Source organism: Kribbella sp. VKM Ac-2566, assembly GCF_004366005.1.
Lineage (GTDB): Bacteria > Actinomycetota > Actinomycetes > Propionibacteriales > Kribbellaceae > Kribbella > Kribbella pratensis.
The window spans coordinates 1,419,680-1,437,729 of the sequence record NZ_SODT01000008.1 but is presented as its reverse complement, the minus strand read 5'-3'; the positions used below and the strand labels follow the sequence as shown (position 1 = coordinate 1,437,729).

At 68.4% G+C, this 18,050-nt stretch carries 16 protein-coding genes; 6 read left to right on the top strand and 10 right to left on the bottom strand.

Features of this window, described 5'->3' with window-relative positions; all coding sequences use genetic code 11:
• Window positions 1-29 precede the first annotated feature (29 nt).
• The gene (locus EV647_RS09820; RefSeq protein WP_134001165.1) at window positions 30-773 is read left to right on the top strand and encodes a glucose 1-dehydrogenase; all 744 of its coding nucleotides are present in this window, start codon (window positions 30-32) and stop codon (window positions 771-773) included.
• Window positions 774-788: 15 nt separating this feature from the next.
• Entirely contained in the window at window positions 789-1,802 is a 1,014-nt protein-coding gene (locus EV647_RS09815) for an alcohol dehydrogenase catalytic domain-containing protein (RefSeq protein ID WP_134001163.1), read from the top strand.
• A 311-nt stretch (window positions 1,803-2,113) separates the two neighbouring features.
• Here EV647_RS09815 and EV647_RS09810 read toward each other — a convergent pair whose 3' ends face one another.
• Both EV647_RS09810 and EV647_RS09805 read right to left on the bottom strand, forming a co-directional pair.
• Window positions 2,114-2,566 (bottom strand): DUF6319 family protein, encoded by a 453-nt coding sequence (locus EV647_RS09810; RefSeq protein ID WP_134001161.1) that lies wholly within the window; start codon window positions 2,564-2,566, stop codon window positions 2,114-2,116.
• 40 nt (window positions 2,567-2,606) lie between these two features.
• Window positions 2,607-3,224 (bottom strand): TetR/AcrR family transcriptional regulator, encoded by a 618-nt coding sequence (locus EV647_RS09805; protein WP_134001159.1) that lies wholly within the window; start codon window positions 3,222-3,224, stop codon window positions 2,607-2,609.
• Between the two features lie 70 nt (window positions 3,225-3,294).
• Between EV647_RS09805 and EV647_RS09800 the strand changes: the two genes are divergently transcribed.
• Window positions 3,295-4,731, top strand: coding sequence for an MFS transporter (locus EV647_RS09800; protein ID WP_202876088.1), 1,437 nt, complete (start codon window positions 3,295-3,297; stop codon window positions 4,729-4,731).
• Here the strand turns inward: EV647_RS09800 and gndA are convergent.
• Complete coding sequence (gndA, locus tag EV647_RS09795; protein WP_134001155.1) at window positions 4,659-6,098, bottom strand: NADP-dependent phosphogluconate dehydrogenase; 1,440 nt, start codon at window positions 6,096-6,098, stop codon at window positions 4,659-4,661. The two genes, EV647_RS09800 and gndA, sit on opposite strands and share 73 nt — an antisense overlap.
• 194 nt (window positions 6,099-6,292) lie before the next feature.
• Here gndA and EV647_RS09790 point away from each other — a divergent pair, with 194 nt between their 5' ends.
• Together EV647_RS09790 and EV647_RS09785 are read left to right on the top strand one after the other, a co-directional pair.
• Entirely contained in the window at window positions 6,293-9,427 is a 3,135-nt protein-coding gene (locus EV647_RS09790) for a DUF2961 domain-containing protein (protein WP_202876087.1), read from the top strand.
• Window positions 9,424-9,948 (top strand): isochorismatase family protein, encoded by a 525-nt coding sequence (locus EV647_RS09785; protein WP_238175246.1) that lies wholly within the window; start codon window positions 9,424-9,426, stop codon window positions 9,946-9,948. Before EV647_RS09790 ends, EV647_RS09785 begins: the two co-directional genes overlap by 4 nt.
• Window positions 9,949-10,046: 98 nt before the next feature.
• On the opposite strand, the gene EV647_RS42915 is transcribed toward EV647_RS09785, so the two are convergent.
• The 3 genes from EV647_RS42915 to tyrS all read right to left on the bottom strand — a co-directional run bounded on the left by EV647_RS42915 (window position 10,047) and on the right by tyrS (window position 13,377).
• On the bottom strand, window positions 10,047-10,868 hold the full coding sequence (locus EV647_RS42915; protein ID WP_134001151.1) for an NAD(P)H-binding protein: 822 nt from the start codon (window positions 10,866-10,868) through the stop codon (window positions 10,047-10,049).
• Between the two features lie 147 nt (window positions 10,869-11,015).
• The gene (locus EV647_RS09775; RefSeq protein WP_166680264.1) at window positions 11,016-12,188 is read right to left on the bottom strand and encodes a phosphotransferase family protein; all 1,173 of its coding nucleotides are present in this window, start codon (window positions 12,186-12,188) and stop codon (window positions 11,016-11,018) included.
• Window positions 12,189-12,192: 4 nt separating this feature from the next.
• On the bottom strand, window positions 12,193-13,377 hold the full coding sequence (tyrS, locus tag EV647_RS09770) for a tyrosine--tRNA ligase (RefSeq protein ID WP_134001147.1): 1,185 nt from the start codon (window positions 13,375-13,377) through the stop codon (window positions 12,193-12,195).
• A gap of 223 nt (window positions 13,378-13,600) precedes the next feature.
• On the opposite strand from tyrS, the gene idi reads away from it, so the two are divergent.
• Window positions 13,601-14,164, top strand: a complete 564-nt coding sequence (gene idi / locus EV647_RS09765; RefSeq protein WP_134001145.1) for an isopentenyl-diphosphate Delta-isomerase — start codon at window positions 13,601-13,603, stop codon at window positions 14,162-14,164.
• Here idi and EV647_RS09760 read toward each other — a convergent pair.
• Genes EV647_RS09760 through EV647_RS09745 form a run of 4 tightly spaced genes read right to left on the bottom strand, consistent with a single transcriptional unit; the run spans window position 14,135 to window position 17,964 of the window.
• Entirely contained in the window at window positions 14,135-15,004 is an 870-nt protein-coding gene (locus EV647_RS09760; RefSeq protein WP_134001143.1) for an NAD(P)/FAD-dependent oxidoreductase, read from the bottom strand. The two genes, idi and EV647_RS09760, sit on opposite strands and share 30 nt — an antisense overlap.
• 33 nt (window positions 15,005-15,037) lie before the next feature.
• Window positions 15,038-16,024, bottom strand: coding sequence for a 2-dehydropantoate 2-reductase (locus EV647_RS09755; protein ID WP_238177120.1), 987 nt, complete (start codon window positions 16,022-16,024; stop codon window positions 15,038-15,040).
• Window positions 16,025-16,075: 51 nt separating this feature from the next.
• Window positions 16,076-17,035 carry an ABC transporter permease gene (locus EV647_RS09750; RefSeq protein WP_134001139.1) on the bottom strand — a complete coding sequence of 320 codons (960 nt, stop codon included), beginning with the start codon at window positions 17,033-17,035 and terminating at the stop codon, window positions 16,076-16,078.
• 2 nt (window positions 17,036-17,037) lie between these two features.
• Window positions 17,038-17,964 (bottom strand): ABC transporter permease, encoded by a 927-nt coding sequence (locus EV647_RS09745; RefSeq protein WP_134001137.1) that lies wholly within the window; start codon window positions 17,962-17,964, stop codon window positions 17,038-17,040.
• Window positions 17,965-18,050 lie beyond the last annotated feature (86 nt).

Genomic DNA, 18,050 nt, shown 5'->3' with positions numbered 1-18,050 from the left:
ACAAGCCACTTGACGGGAGAAGGCAGAGGATGACGCTGCAGGGGAGAACGGCGCTCGTCACCGGTTCGTCGAAGGGACTGGGACGGGCGATCCTGCTCCGGCTCGCCGCCCAGGGCGCGAATGTCGTGGTCAACTACTCCCGCGACGAGTCCGCCGCGGCCGAAGTCCTCGACGCCGCGAAGGCGCTCGGTGTCCGGGCGATCTCCGTGGCCGCCGACGTGTCCGAGGTCGACGGCATCCAGCGGCTGTACGACGCGACGCTCGACGAGTTCGGCCAGGTCGACATCGTGGTCGCGAACGCCGGTATGGAGAAGGTCAACGTCCCGGTGGCCGACGTCACCGAGGAGGACTTCGACCTGCTGTTCCGGGTCAACACCAAGGGCCCGTACTTCGTGCTGCGCGAAGCGGCCCGGCGGATCGCGGACAACGGCCGCATCATCACGATCTCGTCGAACACCACGACAGTCCCGCAGTTGGGCGTCGGCCTGTACGGCACCAGCAAGGTCGCGACCGGCTACCTGGCGCGCGTGCTCGCGCTCGAGCTCGGACCGCGCGGGATCACCGTGAACACGATCGTCCCGGGCCCGATCGACGGCGCCGGGATCTTCACCGACCCGGCGAACGACGAGTACAAGCAGAGCCTGGTCGCGATGGTGCCGATCGGCCGGCTGGGCACCACCGAGGACGTCGCCGGTATCGCGGCGTTCCTCGCGAGCGACGAGGCCGGCCTGATCACCGGGCAGCAGATCGTCGCCGACGGCGGAATGCACTGACCTCTGAGGAGAGCAATGACTGGAACAATGCGTGCGGCCCAGGTCCAGCAGGCGGGCGGTCCGTTCGTCGTCACCGACGTACCGATCCCGGAGCCCGCGGAAGGGCAGATCCGGGTCAAGGTGTACGCCTGCGGAATCTGCGGCGGTGACGCGATCCCGCGGAACGCGCTCTTCGGTACGACGCTGCCGCGGATCCCCGGCCACGAGATCGCCGGCGTCGTGGACGCGGTCGGCGCCGGGGTCACGGTCTGGGAGGCCGGGCAGCGGGTCGGCGTGGGCTGGTCCGGCGGCGTCGACTTCACCTGCGAGTTCTGCCGGCGCGGCGACTTCACGAACTGCGTCAGCCGGACGATCGTCGGGACGTCGTACGACGGCGGGTACGCCGAGTACCTGGTGGTGCCGCAGGACGCGGTGGCGCGGATCCCGGAGGGCCTGTCCTTCGAGGAGGCGGCGCCGTTGATGTGTGGCGGGATCACCGCGTTCAACGCGCTCCGGCACGCGCACGCCGGGCCGGGGGAGACGGTCGCGTTGCAAGGGGTCGGCGGGGTCGGCCATCTGGCGATCCAGTTCGCCGACAAGATGGGGTTCCGGACGGTCGCGATCAATCGCGGACGGGACAAGGAGAAGCTCGCCCGGCAGCTCGGGGCGGACGAGTACATCGACAGCACGGAGGGTGACGCCGGTGAAGCGCTGAAAGCGCTCGGCGGTGCGGCCGCGATTCTCGAGACGGTGTCTCGCGGGGAGCTTCAGTCGGACCTGGTGAAGGGCCTGCGACCGAATGGTCAGCTGATCGTTCTGGAAGGCAGCGATCCGATCCAGGTGACTGGTCACGTGCTCGCCGACGGGCGGTTGTCGGTGTCCGGTTGGTACTCCGGCGTTGCTCAGGACTCCGAGGACACCTTGAACTTCGCGGTCCTGAAGAACGTCCGGCCGATCATCGAGACCTACCCGCTCGAGCAGGCCGAGGAAGCCTGGCAGCACCAGCCCAAGGCAAACCTCCGCATCGTCCTGCAGACGCAGCCCGAGTAGGCAGCCCGACTGAGTTTCCAGAACCCGTCCGCAACCACCTCACACGGTCGCGGACGGGTTCTGCACGAGGGTCCTGTCTGGTGATCCATCGCCTACTGCGGGGCACTCGGCACGGCACCTCGCCGCACGGGTGCAAAGGCCACGATGCTCCGCATCGAGACCTTCGCCCCCGCACGCCGATGCACCGCACCGAGCACCTCCTCGCTACGGCGCTGCATCACCAGACAGGACCCACCTGCCCATGGTCGATCAGGGAAGGTGACCGACCACGGGGAGCCTGTTCGTCGGGATCAGGCAGGACTCAGCTGGCCTCAGTCGAGGTCGGCGAGGGCCTTGCGGGCGGCTTCCAGTTCGGCTTCGAGGGCGGCGACCTTGGCGGCCTGCTGGGCGCGGGCTTCCTCGATGACCTCGTCGATCGGGGTCGACAGGTCCTCGTGCAGCTCCTTGGCCGCACGCGACACGGCGGCCGCGGCGACAGCCAGGTCGCGGGCCAGGTACGTCGTGCCCTGCTTGAGCTCGGCGCGCCACTCGCCGTCCGCCGTCCCGGTGACGGTCAGCGTCAGCTCAATGGTTTTCGTCTTCTTGCTCGCGGCCTTCTTGGCCGGCGCCTTCTTCGGCTTCACGGCCTCGGTGGGCTCCGCGGGCGTCGGGGCGTCCGGCTCCTGGGTGGAAGGGGATTCGGGGGCGGCCGTCGACAGGTTGGCCGGGTCGGGAGTGTCGGCGAGGTCGGACGGCGTCTCAACTGCCAGAGTGTCTACGGTCATCGTTGCGGCGATCTCCTTCGGGACTGACGCGGGACGACCATTAGAACACATGTTCGATTGATACGCCAACCAGCTTGCGCAGAAATCGATCGACCTGCTCCTCCAGGGGCGGTAGATCGGCCTCCGGCTCGTTGATGCGGATCGAGACCGCGCCGTGCACCGCCGAGCGCAGGTCGAGCGCCACGGCCGCCGCGTCGTCCGTCGGCGCGAGCCCCGCGTCCATGCAGGCCTGAACGGCGGCGATCGCGCGGACCGACAGCTCCTCCTTGAAGACCAGATGCATCCGCCGGTTCAGAGTGCTCTCGTGCAGCACCTTGTACAGACCGGCGTACTCGCGTGTCCAGCTGCCGAGGAACAGGAGTCGCGCGCGTAGCCGGCGTACCGGATCGTCGCCGCCGCTCGCTTCGGCCTGCTCGAGGTCGCGCAGCAGGTCGGCGGTGGACTGCTCGAGCGCCGCGAAGACGAGTTCATCCCGATCGGTGAAGTGGATGTACACCGAGGTCGCTGCGATCCCCACCTCGCGCGCGACCGCGCGCAAGGAGAGTGCCTCGTCGTCGCCGAGCTCGTTCAGCATCCGCAGTGCGGCGTCGATGATCTCGCGCCGCAGGAGCTCGCCCTGCCCGCGCCGGTTCCGGCTCCGCGTCGTCCCAGCATCCATGAACCCGATTGTATTGCAACGGACGTTGCCTTACAGTCGTAGCACTACAGCTGTTCACCTAAGGATGACCATGAGCGAACTCGATACACGAACCGCACCCCCGTCGGCCGTGACGCGGCGGTGGTGGGCGCTTGGCGCGGTGGCGACGGCGCAGTTGATGGTGGGGATCGATCTGACGATCGTGAACATCGCGCTGCCGTCGATGCAGCAGGACCTGGGGCTGTCGGACCCGTCACGGCAGTGGGTGATCACCCTCTTCGCGCTCGGGTACGGCGGGCTCCTGCTGCTCGGCGGCCGGATGAGCGACCTGATCGGGCGTCGGCGAGCGCTCCTGATCGGGCTGACCGGATTCGCCCTGGCCTCCGCGCTCGGTGGGGCAGCGACCGGTGGGGCGATGTTGCTTACCGGACGTGCACTGCAGGGCGTCTTCGGCGCGTTGCTGACTCCAGCCGTGCTGGCAACGCTCGCGGCCTCGTTCCCGGCACCGGCGGAGCGTGGAAAGGCGTTCGGGATCTACGGCGCCGTCATGGGCAGCGCGTCCGGACTGGGCATCCTGGCCGGCGGCGTGCTGACGCAGTACTTGGACTGGCGCTGGTCCATGTTCGTCAACCTTCCCATTGCCGCACTGGCCGCGGCAGGGGTCCTGTACGCCGTACCTCCGGTGCAACGCGCTGCAGGCGTGCGAGTCGACGTACTGGGTGCGCTGCTGGCCACCACGGGGCTGATGGCAGTGGTGTTCGGATTCGGCCGAGCGGAGTCGGATGGCTGGAGCGCGCCCGCGACGTACGCGTCCTTGGCCGCGGGCGTGGCCCTGCTAGCGGCGTTTCTGGCAGTGCAGGCACGAGTGGCGTCCCCACTGCTGCCGCTACGAGTGGTGCGAGACCGCAAACGAGGTGCCTCGTACCTGGCCGTCTTCAGCCTGGCGATCGGCATCTTCGCCGCGCTGTTCTTCCTGACGTTCTACCTGCAGACCGTCCGCCACTACTCGCCGATCCGGGCCGGTCTGGGTTTTCTCCCGCTGACAGTCGGACTGATGGTCGGCGTACGTGCGGTGAGCCGCCTGCTGGCCAGGGCGAGCGTGCGCGCGCTCATCTGTCCTGGACTGCTCACCATCGCGGCAGGTCTCGCGCTGCTCGGTCTCCTGCGCCCGGACTCCAGCTACTGGCTGCAGGTCATGCCGGTGTTCCTGCTGGTCGGTCTGGGCACCGGCTGGGTCCTGATCACCGCCAACAGCACTGCGACCCTCGGAGCCGGTGCTGACAGTGCAGTGGCCGGCGCCATGGTCATGACGTCCCAGCAGGTCGGTGCATCGCTGGGTACGGCGCTACTCAGCACAGTCGCAGGAACAGTAGCCGCACACTCCGACGCCGTACACGGGTTCAACGTGGCCGGCGTCGGAGCAGCAGGCTTCCTGTGTGTTGCTGCGGTTGTCGTCTACGCGGTCGCCTCGGAGCGGTCACCGGACCACTCGAGGTGGAAGCTGCCCTCACGGTCGACGCGCTTGTAGGTGTGCGCCCCGAACAGGTCGCGCAGGCCCTGGATCAGGGCAGCAGGCAGCCGCTCGGCCCGCAGGCCGTCGTAGTACGACAGCGCCGCCGCGAACCCAGGAGCCGGTACGCCGACGGTCGCCGCGGTCGCGACGACCCGGCGCCACGCGTCCTGCCCGTTCCCGACCGCATCCCGGAAGTAGTCGTCGACCAGCAGCGACGGCAGCTCCGGGTTGCGGTCGTACGCCTCCTTGATGCGGTCCAGGAACCGCGCCCGGATGATGCAGCCGCCGCGCCAGATCGTCGCCATCGCACCGAGGTCGACGTTCCACCCGTACTCGTCGCTGGCCGCCCGGATCGCGTCGAAGCCCTGCGCGTACGCGACCAGCTTCGACGAGTACAGCGCGTGCCGTACGTCGTCGATGAACGCGTCCCGGTCGACGTCGGCCTTCGCGTCCCCAGGCCCGGGCAGTACGCCGGCAGCGGCCTCCCGCCGTACGACGTCACCCGACAGCGACCGCGCGAACACGGCCTCGGCCATGCCGCTGACCGGGATGCCCAGGTCGAGCGCGGACTGCACGGTCCACCGGCCGGTGCCCTTCTGCTCCGCCTGGTCCAGGACGATGTCCACGAACGAGCCGCCGGTGGTGGGATCGGTCTGGCTGAGAACCTCGGCGGTGATCTCGATCAGGAACGACTCGAGGTCGCCGGTGTTCCAGTCCCGGAACACGTCCGCGAGCTCCGCGGGGGACAGGCCGAGGACGTGGCGGAGCAGGTCGTACGCCTCCGCGATCAACTGCATGTCGGCGTACTCGATGCCGTTGTGCAGCATCTTCACGAAGTGGCCGGCGCCGTCCGGGCCGACGTGCACGCAGCACGGCTCGCCGTTCACGTGCGCGGAGATCTTGGTCAGCATCGGCTCCAGCGCCGCGTACGACTCCGGTGAGCCGCCCGGCATGATGCTCGGGCCGTTCAGCGCCCCCTCCTCGCCGCCGGACACACCGCTGCCGACGAAGTGCAGGCCCTTCTCCTTCAGTGCGGCCTCGCGGCGCCGGGTGTCGGCGAAGTGCGCGTTCCCGGCGTCGACGACGATGTCGCCCTCGTCCAGCAGCGGCACCAGTTCGTCGATGACCGCGTCGGTCGGTGCGCCCGCCTTGACCATGATGATCACCTTGCGCGGCTGCTCCAGCGACTCGACGAAGCCCGCCAGGTCCGTGGAGGGGACGAACTCGCCCTCGGAGCCGAACTCCGCGACCAGCGCGTCGGTACGGGCCTGGGACCGGTTGTGGAGGGCGACGCGGAACCCGTTGCGCGCGAGGTTCCGGGCCAGGTTGCGACCCATCACCGCGAGGCCGGTGACGCCGATCTGGGCTTTGGCAGAACTCATCGAAATCTCCCGCAGTCTCAAGTTGTGTGCGGGGTCCAGTCTCGCCTGTCCGGCAAGGGCGCTCCGCAGTGGGCTCGGCAACTGGACACCGGCGAGCCCTTCTCAAAGCGGGGACAACGATGGTAGACATCTCAGAAATCGATTTCCCATCACGGAGGAAACCGCCCATGCTCCGTCGTGCTGTCGTTGTGTTGATGTCTTCGGTGCTGATGCTGACCGGTTCGGTGGCAGCTTCGGCGGGCCCGTCCGGGAGCAACGGACCGGTCGGCTGGGAGGTGTACCGGAACCTCGACCGCCTCCCCGAGCTGCAGACCGCGGTCCGCACCAAGCAGTTCTCCAGCTTCGGTCGCGACGGCACGAACAACGACGGTTTCGAAGGCACCTACTCGTGCCTGCGTACGACGGACGCGGGCTGCGTGATCGCCGAGGACAGCGGCCCTGGTGAGGTCGCCTCGATCTGGTTCACGCGCGACGAGGGCAACGTCGCCAGGACCGGCACGATCACGGTCGAACTCGACGGCAAGCAGGTCCTGCACGGTTCGCTGCAGGACATCGTCGACGGCAAGCTCGGCGCGCCGTTCAGCTACCCGCTGGTCGCGAACGGCGTACAGACCAGCGGTGGTGTCTACATCCGCGTCCCGATGCCGTACCGCTCGTCGATGCGGATCACCACGCAGACGAACCCGTACTTCTACCACGTCGACTACCGCCAGTTCCCGGAGGCGAACGGCGTACAAACCTTCGATCCGAGCGACAAGGCCGAGGACGTGCTCGCCCTGCTCACTGCGGCCGGCACGAAGGATCCGAAGCCCGCGCGGCCTGACGCACGGACCACGAGCACTCCGTTGAATCTTGCCCCCGGCAAGCAGGTGACGCTCGCCGACGTGCGTGGCGCCGGTGAGCTGAGCGCGCTGCGGCTGAGGCTGCCCGACCTCGTCGGCCTCGATCTGAAGAGCATCGTCGACGACGGCCGCGCGTTCCTCGGCGGCAGTACGTTCACGGTGAAGATCGACCCGGCCAACACGGGCGTGAAGCTGACCCGCCGGATGGATCTGCGGATCGGCAACCAGCGCGCGAAGATCCTCGTCGACGGCGCACCCGCGGGCGAATGGGCGCCGCTCAAGGCGCAGGGCGCGCAGTGGCACGACCAGTCCGTCGACCTCCCGGCCGCGCTGACCGCGGGCAAGTCGCAGATCACGATCACCAACGAGTTCGTCTCGTCCGACCTGGACTTCAACGAGTTCGCGTACTGGGCGGACTCGACGGTCGGGGGTCAGGTGAAGCGCACCGACACGCTCGACGTCGGCCCGAACCACGTTGCCGACGAGCAGGCCCACGGGTACGCGATCACCAAGCAGAACTGGAGCGGTGAGCACGCGATGACGTACGCCGCCACGGACGAGGACGCCGCCCGCGTCAAGCCGTCCGACACGCTCTTGGCTGGCGTGCGGGTGCAGGTGACGATCGACGGCGAGAAGCGCGTCGATGCCCCGCTCGGCGAGTTCTTCGGCTCCGGTCTCGGCGAGAACCCGGTCCACTCACTCTTCTTCGCCATGGACCCCGACGGCTGGTACTCCTCCTGGTGGCCGATGCCGTACGCCGCGCGGGCCACGGTCACGCTGGTCAACAGGACGACGTACCCGCTGAAGGGGCAGGCCGACGTGACGTCGGCTCGCGACGCTCGCAAGGCGGCCGACCTGGCGGCCGGGAAGATCGGCTACTTCACCGCGCTCTCGGCACGCGGCGAGACCACGCAGGGCAGCGACTGGACGTTCGCCGACGTAGCCGGCCGCGGCAAGTTCGTGGGCGTCTCACACACCATGGAGGGACTGCTTGCCGACGGCAACACTCGCGGCTACCTGGAGGGCGACGAGCGGGTGTACGTCGACGGCGAGCGGACGCCGGCCATTCACGGCACCGGGACCGAGGACTACTACGAGTCCGGCTGGTACTTCAACGCCGGCACGTACTCGACCCCGTTCCACGGCAACTCCGCGCACGAGGTGCGGGCCGGTTTCTGCACCAACGAGTGCGACGGCGCGTGGCGACTGCACATCACCGACTCGGTCGCCTTCGAGAACCAGCTCGACTTCGGCATCGAGCACGGCCAGCAGGACGACCACCCGGCGATCTACGGCTCGACAGCCTTCCTATACACCGCGTCAAAGTTCGGCGCGCGGGAGACCGACCGCATCGACACGGGCTCGGCGGAGAGCCGTCAGCAGCACGGGTATGTCGACAACGGGACCCAGGCGGAGCTCAGCTCGGTGTACGAGGGTGATCACGACGACATCACCCTGACCGACCAGGTGCGCTCCAGCACGCAGGCGATCCGCTTCAGTGTGAAGACCGACCCGGCGAACCGCGGCGTCACGCTCCGCCGGACGAGCGACCAGAACGTCGCCGGGCAGTCGGCGCAGGTGATTGTCAACGGCGAGGATGCCGGTACGTGGTTGCAGCCGCTCGGCAACACCCATCAACGCTGGCTCGACGACAACTACCAGTTGCCTGCGGCAATCACGTCCGGCAAGGGCCGCCTCGACATCGAGCTCCGCCCGAGCGGGCCGGCGTGGACCGCGTCGTCGTACGTCGTCCAGTCGTTGACGGCGCCGTACAGCGACAACAGGGCGCCCGGCGCGGTCGGCGGTGTGACTGCCACGGGTCGCTCCGACAATGCGATCAACGTGACCTGGAACGACGTCAGCGACGACAGCGGGGTGGAGCGCTACAACGTGTACGGCGCGAAGGCGGGCGGCACGGAGAAGTTGATCGGTACGTCGCCGTTGCCTGGGTTCCTGCATCGTGGTCTCGGGCTGCACGAGACGTGGACGTACCGGATCGCGGCGGTCGACCTCGCCGGTCATACGGGTCCGAAGTCGAGCGCTGTGCAGGGCACGAGCGGTAGCACGTTGCGGATCGAGGGGGAGTCGATGCTGCCGCCGGTGTCGTCGACAGTCGCGGTGGATCCGCAGGGAAACTGTTGCGGGGTCAGTTGGTCGGGTGGTGCGCAGGCGTGGATCCACGGGACCAAGACCGGTGACAAGACCGTGTTCGGGTTCAGCGTGCCGACGACCGGGTCGTACCAGCTGTCCACCGTCCTGACGAAGGCGGCTGACTACGGGATCGTCGACGTACAGATCGATGGGAAAGCGGCGGTCAGCTTCGACGGCTACCAGGCGTCCGGGGTCGGGACACAGACAGTTGCGCTGGGCACCGTCCAGTTGGCGGCGGGCGAACATCAGTTCGTGGTGACGGTTACCGGCAAGAACGGGGCGGCAACCGGCTACCTGGTCGGAGTGGATCTGCTGGATCTTAGGCTCACCCCGTGAACCTTTTGGAGTCCCGTCGTACCGCGCTTGTCCTGATCGACCTGATGCCGCGGATCATCGCACTGGAGACGGCGCCGTTGAGCGGATCCGTCGTGCTCGAGCGATCCGCGGCTCTGGCCGCGGCGACGCGGTCCGCCGGCGGTCTGGTGGTGAACGTCCGGGTCGATCGGCCCGGGGTGGAGGTGCAGCCGGAGGGCAGCGGGTTCGCCCCCGAGGCTGCGCCGCAGCCCGGTGACCTGGTGATCGTCAAGCAGACCATGGGCGCCTTCGGGCGCACGCCCCTTGACACCGAACTGCAGTCCCGCGGCATCGCGAACGTCGTACTCGCCGGCATCGCCACGAACTTCGGCGTCGAGTCCACCGGCCGCGCCGCCTCGGACCTCGGCTACGAAACCTTCTTCCTCACCGACGCCATGACCGGCCTGGACGATCACGCCCACAACTTCGCCATCTCCTACACCTTCCCCCGCCTGGGCACAGTCTGCACAACCCCGCAGTACCTGAACGCCCTCAACAAGTGACCGACTCACGACCTGCAGCTTTCGGCACCAAACGCAACCGTCAGAAGTGCGGCGGCGGTTATCTCACGGCCGCGCAGTTCGCCCAGGCAATGGGTCCTTCAGGTGAAGAGGTTGGCATTCTCCTGGGTCCAGGATTGGAGGGTTCTGGCGGGGTGGCCCGTCACCTCGGGGACGGTGGAGGTGACGGTGGTTTCGTCGATGGTGCCGTCGGCGAAGAAGGATTCGATGGCTCGGGCGTAGGGCTCCGGCATGGAGGCGTACAAGGCCTCGTGGGTTTCGGCGCGGCTCATCGGGTACGCCGTCAGCGGGCGGCCGAGGGTCTCGGCGAGGATCGCGACCTGTTCGACCGGGGTGAGGGCGACCGGGCCGGTGAGGCGCAGGACCTCGCCGTCGTGAGAGCCCTGTAGTGCGCGGACCGCTACGTCGCCGATGTCGCGGGGATGGATCGTCGACACCGGTACGTCGGGGAACTGCACCCGCACCTCGTCGCCGGCTGACAGTTGGTCGCGCCAGCGCAGCGTGTTCGACATGAACGAGTTCGGCCGCAGGAACGTCCACGCCAGTCCCGACGCCCGGACCGCTTCCTCGGTGGCATGGTGATACGCGGCAACAGCATTCGTCAGCTCGCCGTCGAGTGAACTGCTGGACAGTACGACGACTTTCCGCACGCCGGCCTGCACCGCGTTCGTCAGCAATTCTTCGAGGCGGTCGTAGCCGCTCAACAGGAAGATCCCGGTCACCCCGGCCAACGCGTCCACGAACGTCTCCGGCCGGTTCAGGTCGCCGTACACCGGCTCGATACCGTCCGGCAGCTCACGCTCCGAGCGGATCAACGCCCGCCCCGCGATCCCCTGCTCCGCCAGCGATTGCACCACGGCGCCACCCGCGTTGCCCGACGCACCCGTAATCAGAATCGTCACCCGCACAACCCTGTCACATTCCGCCCCACGTAAACAGCTGCACCGGACGTCCGGCACTCACCAAGTGTCGCGATCAGCCGAGCGCCCCGACTCGCTCAGCGTGAGCGCCCGCCCGCGTGCGCGGTTGGTGAGTGCGGCAGGTCCGCATCACAGCGCGCGGACAGCTGCGCGGAGGCAGATGGCGGGGTCGTCCTGGTGGTACACGCGTTCGTCGGGTTCGATGTTGTCCAGGAAGCGTTGGTACATGAGGGCGTAGGTGAGGAACCCGAGGACCTTCATCGGCCGGATCGCTCGCAACGGGTCGCTGCCCGGTGCATGCTTCTTCCACGCCGCGCACCAGACGTCTGTGACGTGCGGATGTTTCTCGGCGGGCAGGAAGTCGTGCAGGCGTTGGACGTCCAGCGCCGGGTGACCGATGAACGCGTCGGCCCAGTCGACGATGACCCGGTTGGTGCCGTCCGACCGCCAGTTGCCCGGATGGAAGTCGCCGTGCACGACCGTGATCGGCAGGCCGGCCGCGTCGAGTTCGTCGACGATGCCGGGGAGCTTCGCGACCAGGTGATCCAGGTCGGCCGACTCGTCGGGGGAGAGCTCGACGCGAGGCAGCAGCCGAGTGATCTCCCCGACCAGGTCCTCCGGTAGCAGGCGAGGAGCCGCGAGCGTGTCGGCCTCGGACGCGAGCGCGGCCTGAGCGGCGACCCAACGGCTCACCACGTTGTCGACGGTCGCCTGGTCCGGCTCCCAGCAGTCGATGCCTGGGGCATGGGCCAGGAGCGACCACCGGTTGTCCGTCGACTTGCCGAGTACGGCGGGCGCGAGCGTCGCGTCGTACCGCTGGACGTGCTCGATGATGTCCGCGTCGATGCTCCCGAATCGGCTGGTGGCCTTGGCCCATGCGCCGGGGATGCGGATCAGGCAGGACAGGTTCCACGTCTTCACCTGTACGGCGTCGTGCGGCCCGACAATGTCCTGCGCCCACTCGATCAGGCGGCTCGGTCCGTCGATCTCGGCCCAGGTCGATCGCAAGGGGTCGGGTGCGATGATCGCGTCCCAGTCGGGCAGCGGGGTCTCGTCGAGTACGCCGTACCGTGGCTCTTCGAGCGCCTGGACGTGGTACACGACCCGCCCGCCGCGGCCGATCACGGCCTCGTCGGCCTGGACGAGTCGCAATACCACTGTCCGAACCCCGAGCAGCTCGTCGAGATGCCGGGTGATCGCCTCGACCTCGGCCCACCACCCCGGCTCGACGTCGAACGCCGGCGCTCGCCCGACGTACCGGTCGCCGACACTGACCAAGGCCTCCACCGTCCTGATCTCCACCCGCCTACTGTCGCGTGATCCGGTGCCAAGTGCGAGCGCCGGACTTGAGTACGACGCCCGCGCCGAGGTCGATCGCGGCCGTGGGATCGTCCGTGCGTACGCCGTTGATCGTCACCGCGCCCTGCCGGAGCAGACGACGCAGCTCGGACTTGCTGTCGTTCGGGCGGGCGGCGCGCAGCAGGTCGAAGGCGGTCGCGACCTCACCGGTGACGACGACCTCGGGCATCTCGTCCGGTTCGGAACGCTCGGAAAACGTGTGACGAAAGGCGTCCAGCTCGGTCTTGGCGATGCCGGCGCCGTGGTACCGGGTCACGACCGCAGCCGCCAGCCGGAGCTTGGCGTCACGCGCCGCCGGGCCGGTCGCATCCGCGAGCGCGGCGACCGTGTCGAGGGGCAGCTCGGTGTAGACCCGCGCGTACATCTCGACGAGCGAGTCCGGGATGCTCATCACCTTTCCGAACTTGTCCCGCGGGCTGTCCGTCAGCCCGATGTAGTTGTCGAGCGACTTCGACTGCTTGGCCCGCCCGTCGATCCCTGGCGTGATCGTTGTCGTGATCACGACCTGCGGCGGCGCGCCCAACCGTTGCTGGAAGTGACGCCCGAGCTGCTCGTTGAACAGCTGGTCCGAACCCACGATCGTCAGGTCGCTCTGCATGGCGAAGCTGTCGTATCCCTGCAGCACCGGGTACACCAGCTCGTGTACGGCGATCTCCCGCCCGGCCGCGACCCGCTCGCGGAACATGTCCCGGCTCATCAGCTGCGCCTGCGTGACCTGGGCGAACAGACTCAACAGCTCCGCCACCGGCATCGCGTCGTACCACTCGGAATTCCGGCGTACCTCGAAGACGTCGGGATCGGTCCGCAGGACCAGCGACACCTGTTCGAGGAAAGATGCAGCGTTCGCGTCGATCTGCGCCGGCGTGAGGATCGGCCGGGTCTCGGAGCGCCCGGTCGGGTCGCCGACGCGGGTGGTGAGGTCGCCGAGCAGGAACACGACCCGGTGCCCGAGGTCCTGCAGTTGGCGCATCATCCACAGGTTGACCGCGTGTCCGAGGTGCAGGTCGGGCGCGGTGCAGTCGACGCCGTACTTGATCCGCAGCGGCCGCCCGGACTCCAAGCGTTCGCGCAGGTCGTCCTCGCCGACGATGAGGTCGGTGGTACGGCGTAACCGGTCGATGACAGCGTTCATGAGTGTTCCTCTCGGGACGAGGCACCCGTGAACCAGTGCCTCCGGCAAACGGAAAGAGGCAGGAACCGGACGGTTCCTGCCTCGGAGGCTCTGGGTGGAGCGACTGCGGGACTACAGAATGCCGACTCCTCCCAGAGCCGGTCGATAGGTCACGCAGTGCTTGATCACACCCTGAGGCTAACAGCTGCCGGGCGCCTCCCGGAATCCGATTAGGCTCGGGGGTGTGATCGACGAGCGGGTTGTGCTGGTGGACGAGGGCGGGCGTGCGATCGGGACCGAGGCGAAGGCGGCGGTCCACCACGCGGCGACGCCGTTGCATCTCGCGTTCTCCTGCTACGTGATCGACGCGGCCGGGCGGGTGCTGCTGACCCGGCGGGCTCTCGACAAGCCCACCTGGCCCGGCGTCTGGACCAATAGTTGCTGCGGGCACCCACTCCCGGGCGAGCCGGTGGAGCACGCGGTACGGCGCCGCCTCGCGGACGAACTGTCAATCGTCGTAGACACGGTGGATCTGGTGCTGCCGGAGTTCCGGTACCGCGCCGAGATGCCGACCGGCATGGTCGAGAACGAGATCTGTCCGGTGTACCGAACGTGGTGGACCGGTGACCCGACGCCGAACCCGGCCGAGGTCGCGGACTACCGGTGGGCCGACTGGCACGACGTACGTCAGTTCCCCGACCTCTCGCCCTGGTGCCTCCTGCAACTGGACGAGCTCCCGGCGCAGCCGGCGGACTGGCCGATCGCCGACCCGACGCGGCTACCGCCCGCCGCCCAGATCCAGCTCTAGGAGATCCCCGTGTACGGCGACCGCCGCCGTACTCGCATGACCGGCGGCACCGATCGCGAGCAGTGCCGGACTGGTCGTCGTACCGACCGCGTAGATCCCAGGCATCGTGGTCCGTCCGCCCTCGTCCGTCACGACCGCCCCATCCGCGACCTGGCACCCGAGTCGCTCCGCCAGATCACTCTGCTGATGCTGCCGCACGACCACAAACACCCGCTGCGCCGCCAGCTCCACCCCATCCAGCACCACGGAACCTGGAAGCACCTCTTTGACGGGCTCGGTCCGCACAGCCACCCCGGCCCGAGCCAGCTGACCCACCTGCGCCGCCGTCAGCTCGTCCCCGTCCGTGCACAACGTCACGTCGTCGCTCCACCGGCTCAGCAGCAAGGCCCGCGCCACCGACCGCTCCGGCGACCCGCGCATCCCGAGCTGTACCAACGGCTGATCCCGCACCTCCCACCCATGGCAGTGCGGGCATGCCACGACCGACCGACCCCACCCGTCAGTCACCCCTGGTACGTCGGGCAACTCGTCCCACAACCCCGTCGCCAGTACGACGGCCCGCACCCGTTCCCCGCCGAGCACGAACTCGTCACCATCCACGTCCACGTCGTCGACCCGCGTGTCCCGCACGTCGACGCCGTACGCCGACACCTGCCGCCGCCCCACCGCCAGCAGCTCGCCCGGCGCAAGATCCTCCGCGCCGAGGAAGTTGTGCACATGCGACGCGGAGCGGTTCCGCGCCCGCCCGTCGTCGAACAGGACCACCCGGCGCCGCGCCCGTCCCAACGTCAGGGCCGCCTGCAGCCCGGCCACACTCCCACCCACCACCGCAACATCCATGCGTTCATAATACGAGAGATTTCATCCCATATTTCAAGACAGCTCACGGAGGAGGTCAGGACCGGACCAGGACCGGCGCTCGGTCTCGGCCGCGCGGATCAGCTCCACCAACCGGGCGTTGACCGGCGCGGTCCGGCCGAGGGACTCCGCCAGCCGCACGACCTCGCCGTTCAGGTAGTCGATCTCGGTCGTCCGGCCGGCCTCGAGGTCCTCCCACATCGACGTCCGCGCGAGCGGGTCGACTGCCAGCACCTTGCTCGCGAGCCGCCGGAACAGGAAGTCCGGCAACCGCAGAACAGCGGGGAAGCGGTGCATCGGGACGGCCAGTAGCTGGGCCGGCCGGATCCCGGCCGCGTCGAGGAGCCCGAGGGTCTCGGCCTGTGCCGCGGCCAGGCAGCGGCGGTACGCGCGCTGCGACAGCTCGTCGCGCAACGGCAGGTTCGACAGCGCGTTGATGGGGTTGTTCAGGTTCAGCAGGAGCTTCGCCCACTGCACCGGAAGGATGTCGTCGTGCTGCGCGAGCGGCAACCCGGCCCGTTCGAAAGCCTGCAAGTACGGCGCTAGTGCGGCATCCCGCTGTACGTCGAGCGCGCCCTCGGTGCCCTGATGGAACACGCCGGCGCCCCGGTTCAGCACGTTGAACGGGACCATCCCGGTCACCACCACCTGCTCGGTCAGCCGCGACCGCAGTATCTCGCCGTTCCGCACGCCGTTCTGGAAGCTCACCACCACAGTCCCCGGCGACAGAACCTTGGCCAGCTCCTCAGCGGCGCTCTCCGTCGCCGCGGATTTCACCGTCACCAGCACCAGGTCCGCTTTGGCTGCGCCTGCGGGTGTCGTCTCGAAGGGCACGTCAGCGACCCGAAGGTCGGCCCCCAGGTAGTCCGTCAGGTGCAGGCCGTGCGCCGCGAGCTCGGCGGCCATTCGCGGCCGGCCGACGAACGTCACCGGCGTACCGGTCGCGGCCAGTCGGCCACCCACGTAACACCCGATCCCACCCGCGCCATAGACAGCGATCACGAGGAACAACGTACCGAAGGACGGGCCACATACCCCCGTCCTCCGGTACAGCTAGTGCAGTCGGACGCGTGGATCGAGTACGGCGTACCCGATGTCGACGAGGATGTTCGCCACCACGACGGCCGCCGAGGCGAACAGGACGATGCCGATGATCACTGGTAGGTCCTGCTGGTTGATCGCGGTGACCGCGGTCTGTCCGAGCCCGGGCAGGCTGAACACGGTCTCGGTGACGACCACGCCGCCGATCAGCTGCCCGAGGTCGATGCCGAACTGCGTGACCACCGGCGTCAGCGCGCTGCGCAGGCCGTGGACGACGACCACACGGCTCTCCCGGATCCCCTTCGACCGCGCGGTCCGGATGTAGTCCTCACCGAGAACGTCCAGCATCGAGCCGCGGGTCAATCGGGTATACGTTGCCGCCAGCAACAAGGCGAGGGCGACCCAGGGCAGCAACAGGTGCTGGAACCAGGGCCCGATCCCGCCGGCGAGTGGCGCGTAGCCGCCCGCGGGGAACCAGCCGAAGCCGGACAGTGTGAGCCGGAAGTACAGGAAGTACAGCAACAGCAGGCCGAGCAGGAACGACGGGAACGAGTAGAAGAACAACGCGAACAGCGTCAGCCCGCGGTCCGCCAGCGATCGCGGGTGCGTCGCCGAGATGACACCGTTGAACACGCCCAGCGCCAGCCACAGCACGGCCGCGCCGAGTGCCAGCGACACCGTGATCGGCAGCGCCTGCCCGATGATGTGCGTCACCGGCACCTGGTGGTAGTAGTCGTATCCGAGGTTCCCCTTCACCGCATTGCCCAGGAAGTGCAGGTACTGCTGCCAGACCGGTAGGTCGAGACCGAGCCGGTGCTTGATCAGCGCGATCGTCTCCGGCGTACCCTGCCGGCCGGCGAGCGTCTGCGCGACGTTGCTCGGAGCAACGAAGAACAGCGCGAAGACCGCCACGCTGATCAGCCACAGGACCAGGATCCCGTGACCGATCCGGCGGATCAGGAACATGCCCATGATCAGGTCCGATCTGCGCGGGGGTCGAAGGCGTCCCGGACCCCGTCACCGAAGAGGTTGAAGGCGAGCGTGGTGACCAGCAGCGCCAGACCGGGGAACAGGATGAACCACCACGCGGTCGTGTAGTAGTTCTGCGACTCGCTGATCATCCCGCCCCAGTCGGGGGTGGGCGGCGGCAGGCCGAGTCCGAGGAACGACAACGTCGCCTGGGTCACGATCACCACGGGAATCAGTAGTGTGGTGTAGACGATCACCGGCGCGATCACGTTCGGCAGTACGTCGACGAACATGATCCGCCGGTCGCCGGCGCCGAGCGAACGGGCCGCCTCGACGAACTCCCGCTCCCGCAGCGACAGCACCTGACCGCGGACGATCCGGGCCACGGACGCCCAGCTGAAGCAGCCGATCACCAGCACCGTGACGGTCAGGCTCGGGCCGGTCACGGACACCAGCGCGATGGCGACCAGCAGGAACGGCACGGACAGCACCACGTCGATCAGTCGCGCCAGGATCGTGTCGGTGATCCCTCCGAGGAACCCCGCTGCCAGCCCCAGTACGACGCCGATGACGACCGTGATGGCGGTCGCGATCACGCCGACGAGCAGTGAGATGCGAGCGCCGTACGCAATCCGCACCAGGACGTCGCGGCCGAGGTCGTCGGTCCCCAGCCAGAACGTGCCGTTCGGACCGCGCGGCAGGCCGTCCGGTGTCAGTCCGAGGTCGCGGTACTGCTCGTTCGGCGGATGCCCCGTCACGGCCGCGAACACCGGCGCGAGGATCGCCATGAGCACGATCAGCACGATCACGGCGAGCGAGATCATCGCCACCTTGTCCTTGCGCAACCGGCGCAACGCGAGCGAGAACGGACTCCGCCCCTCAATCGCCCTCGGCTCGTCGAGAACATCAACCATCTCGATGGCACTGGTCATGGGGCCTCCCGGTCTGGACTGAGGAGTGGAGGGAGCGAAGCGACCGGAGCGACGAGGGAAGACCGGGAGTCACAGCCCCATGACCC

Excerpts from the sequence above, each read along its gene's own strand:
- EV647_RS09820 (WP_134001165.1), top strand. The coding sequence starts at position 30 with ATGACGCTGCAGGGGAGAACGGCGCTCGTCACCGGTTCGTCGAAGGGA.
- EV647_RS09815 (WP_134001163.1), top strand. The coding sequence starts at position 789 with ATGACTGGAACAATGCGTGCGGCCCAGGTCCAGCAGGCGGGCGGTCCG.
- EV647_RS09810 (WP_134001161.1), bottom strand. The coding sequence starts at position 2,566 with ATGACCGTAGACACTCTGGCAGTTGAGACGCCGTCCGACCTCGCCGAC.
- EV647_RS09805 (WP_134001159.1), bottom strand. The coding sequence starts at position 3,224 with ATGGATGCTGGGACGACGCGGAGCCGGAACCGGCGCGGGCAGGGCGAG.
- EV647_RS09800 (WP_202876088.1), top strand. The coding sequence starts at position 3,295 with ATGAGCGAACTCGATACACGAACCGCACCCCCGTCGGCCGTGACGCGG.
- gndA (WP_134001155.1), bottom strand. The coding sequence starts at position 6,098 with ATGAGTTCTGCCAAAGCCCAGATCGGCGTCACCGGCCTCGCGGTGATG.
- EV647_RS09790 (WP_202876087.1), top strand. The coding sequence starts at position 6,293 with ATGTCTTCGGTGCTGATGCTGACCGGTTCGGTGGCAGCTTCGGCGGGC.
- tyrS (WP_134001147.1), bottom strand. The coding sequence starts at position 13,377 with ATGAACGCTGTCATCGACCGGTTACGCCGTACCACCGACCTCATCGTC.
- EV647_RS09760 (WP_134001143.1), bottom strand. The coding sequence starts at position 15,004 with ATGGATGTTGCGGTGGTGGGTGGGAGTGTGGCCGGGCTGCAGGCGGCC.
- EV647_RS09750 (WP_134001139.1), bottom strand. The coding sequence starts at position 17,035 with ATGGGCATGTTCCTGATCCGCCGGATCGGTCACGGGATCCTGGTCCTG.
- EV647_RS09745 (WP_134001137.1), bottom strand. The coding sequence starts at position 17,964 with ATGACCAGTGCCATCGAGATGGTTGATGTTCTCGACGAGCCGAGGGCG.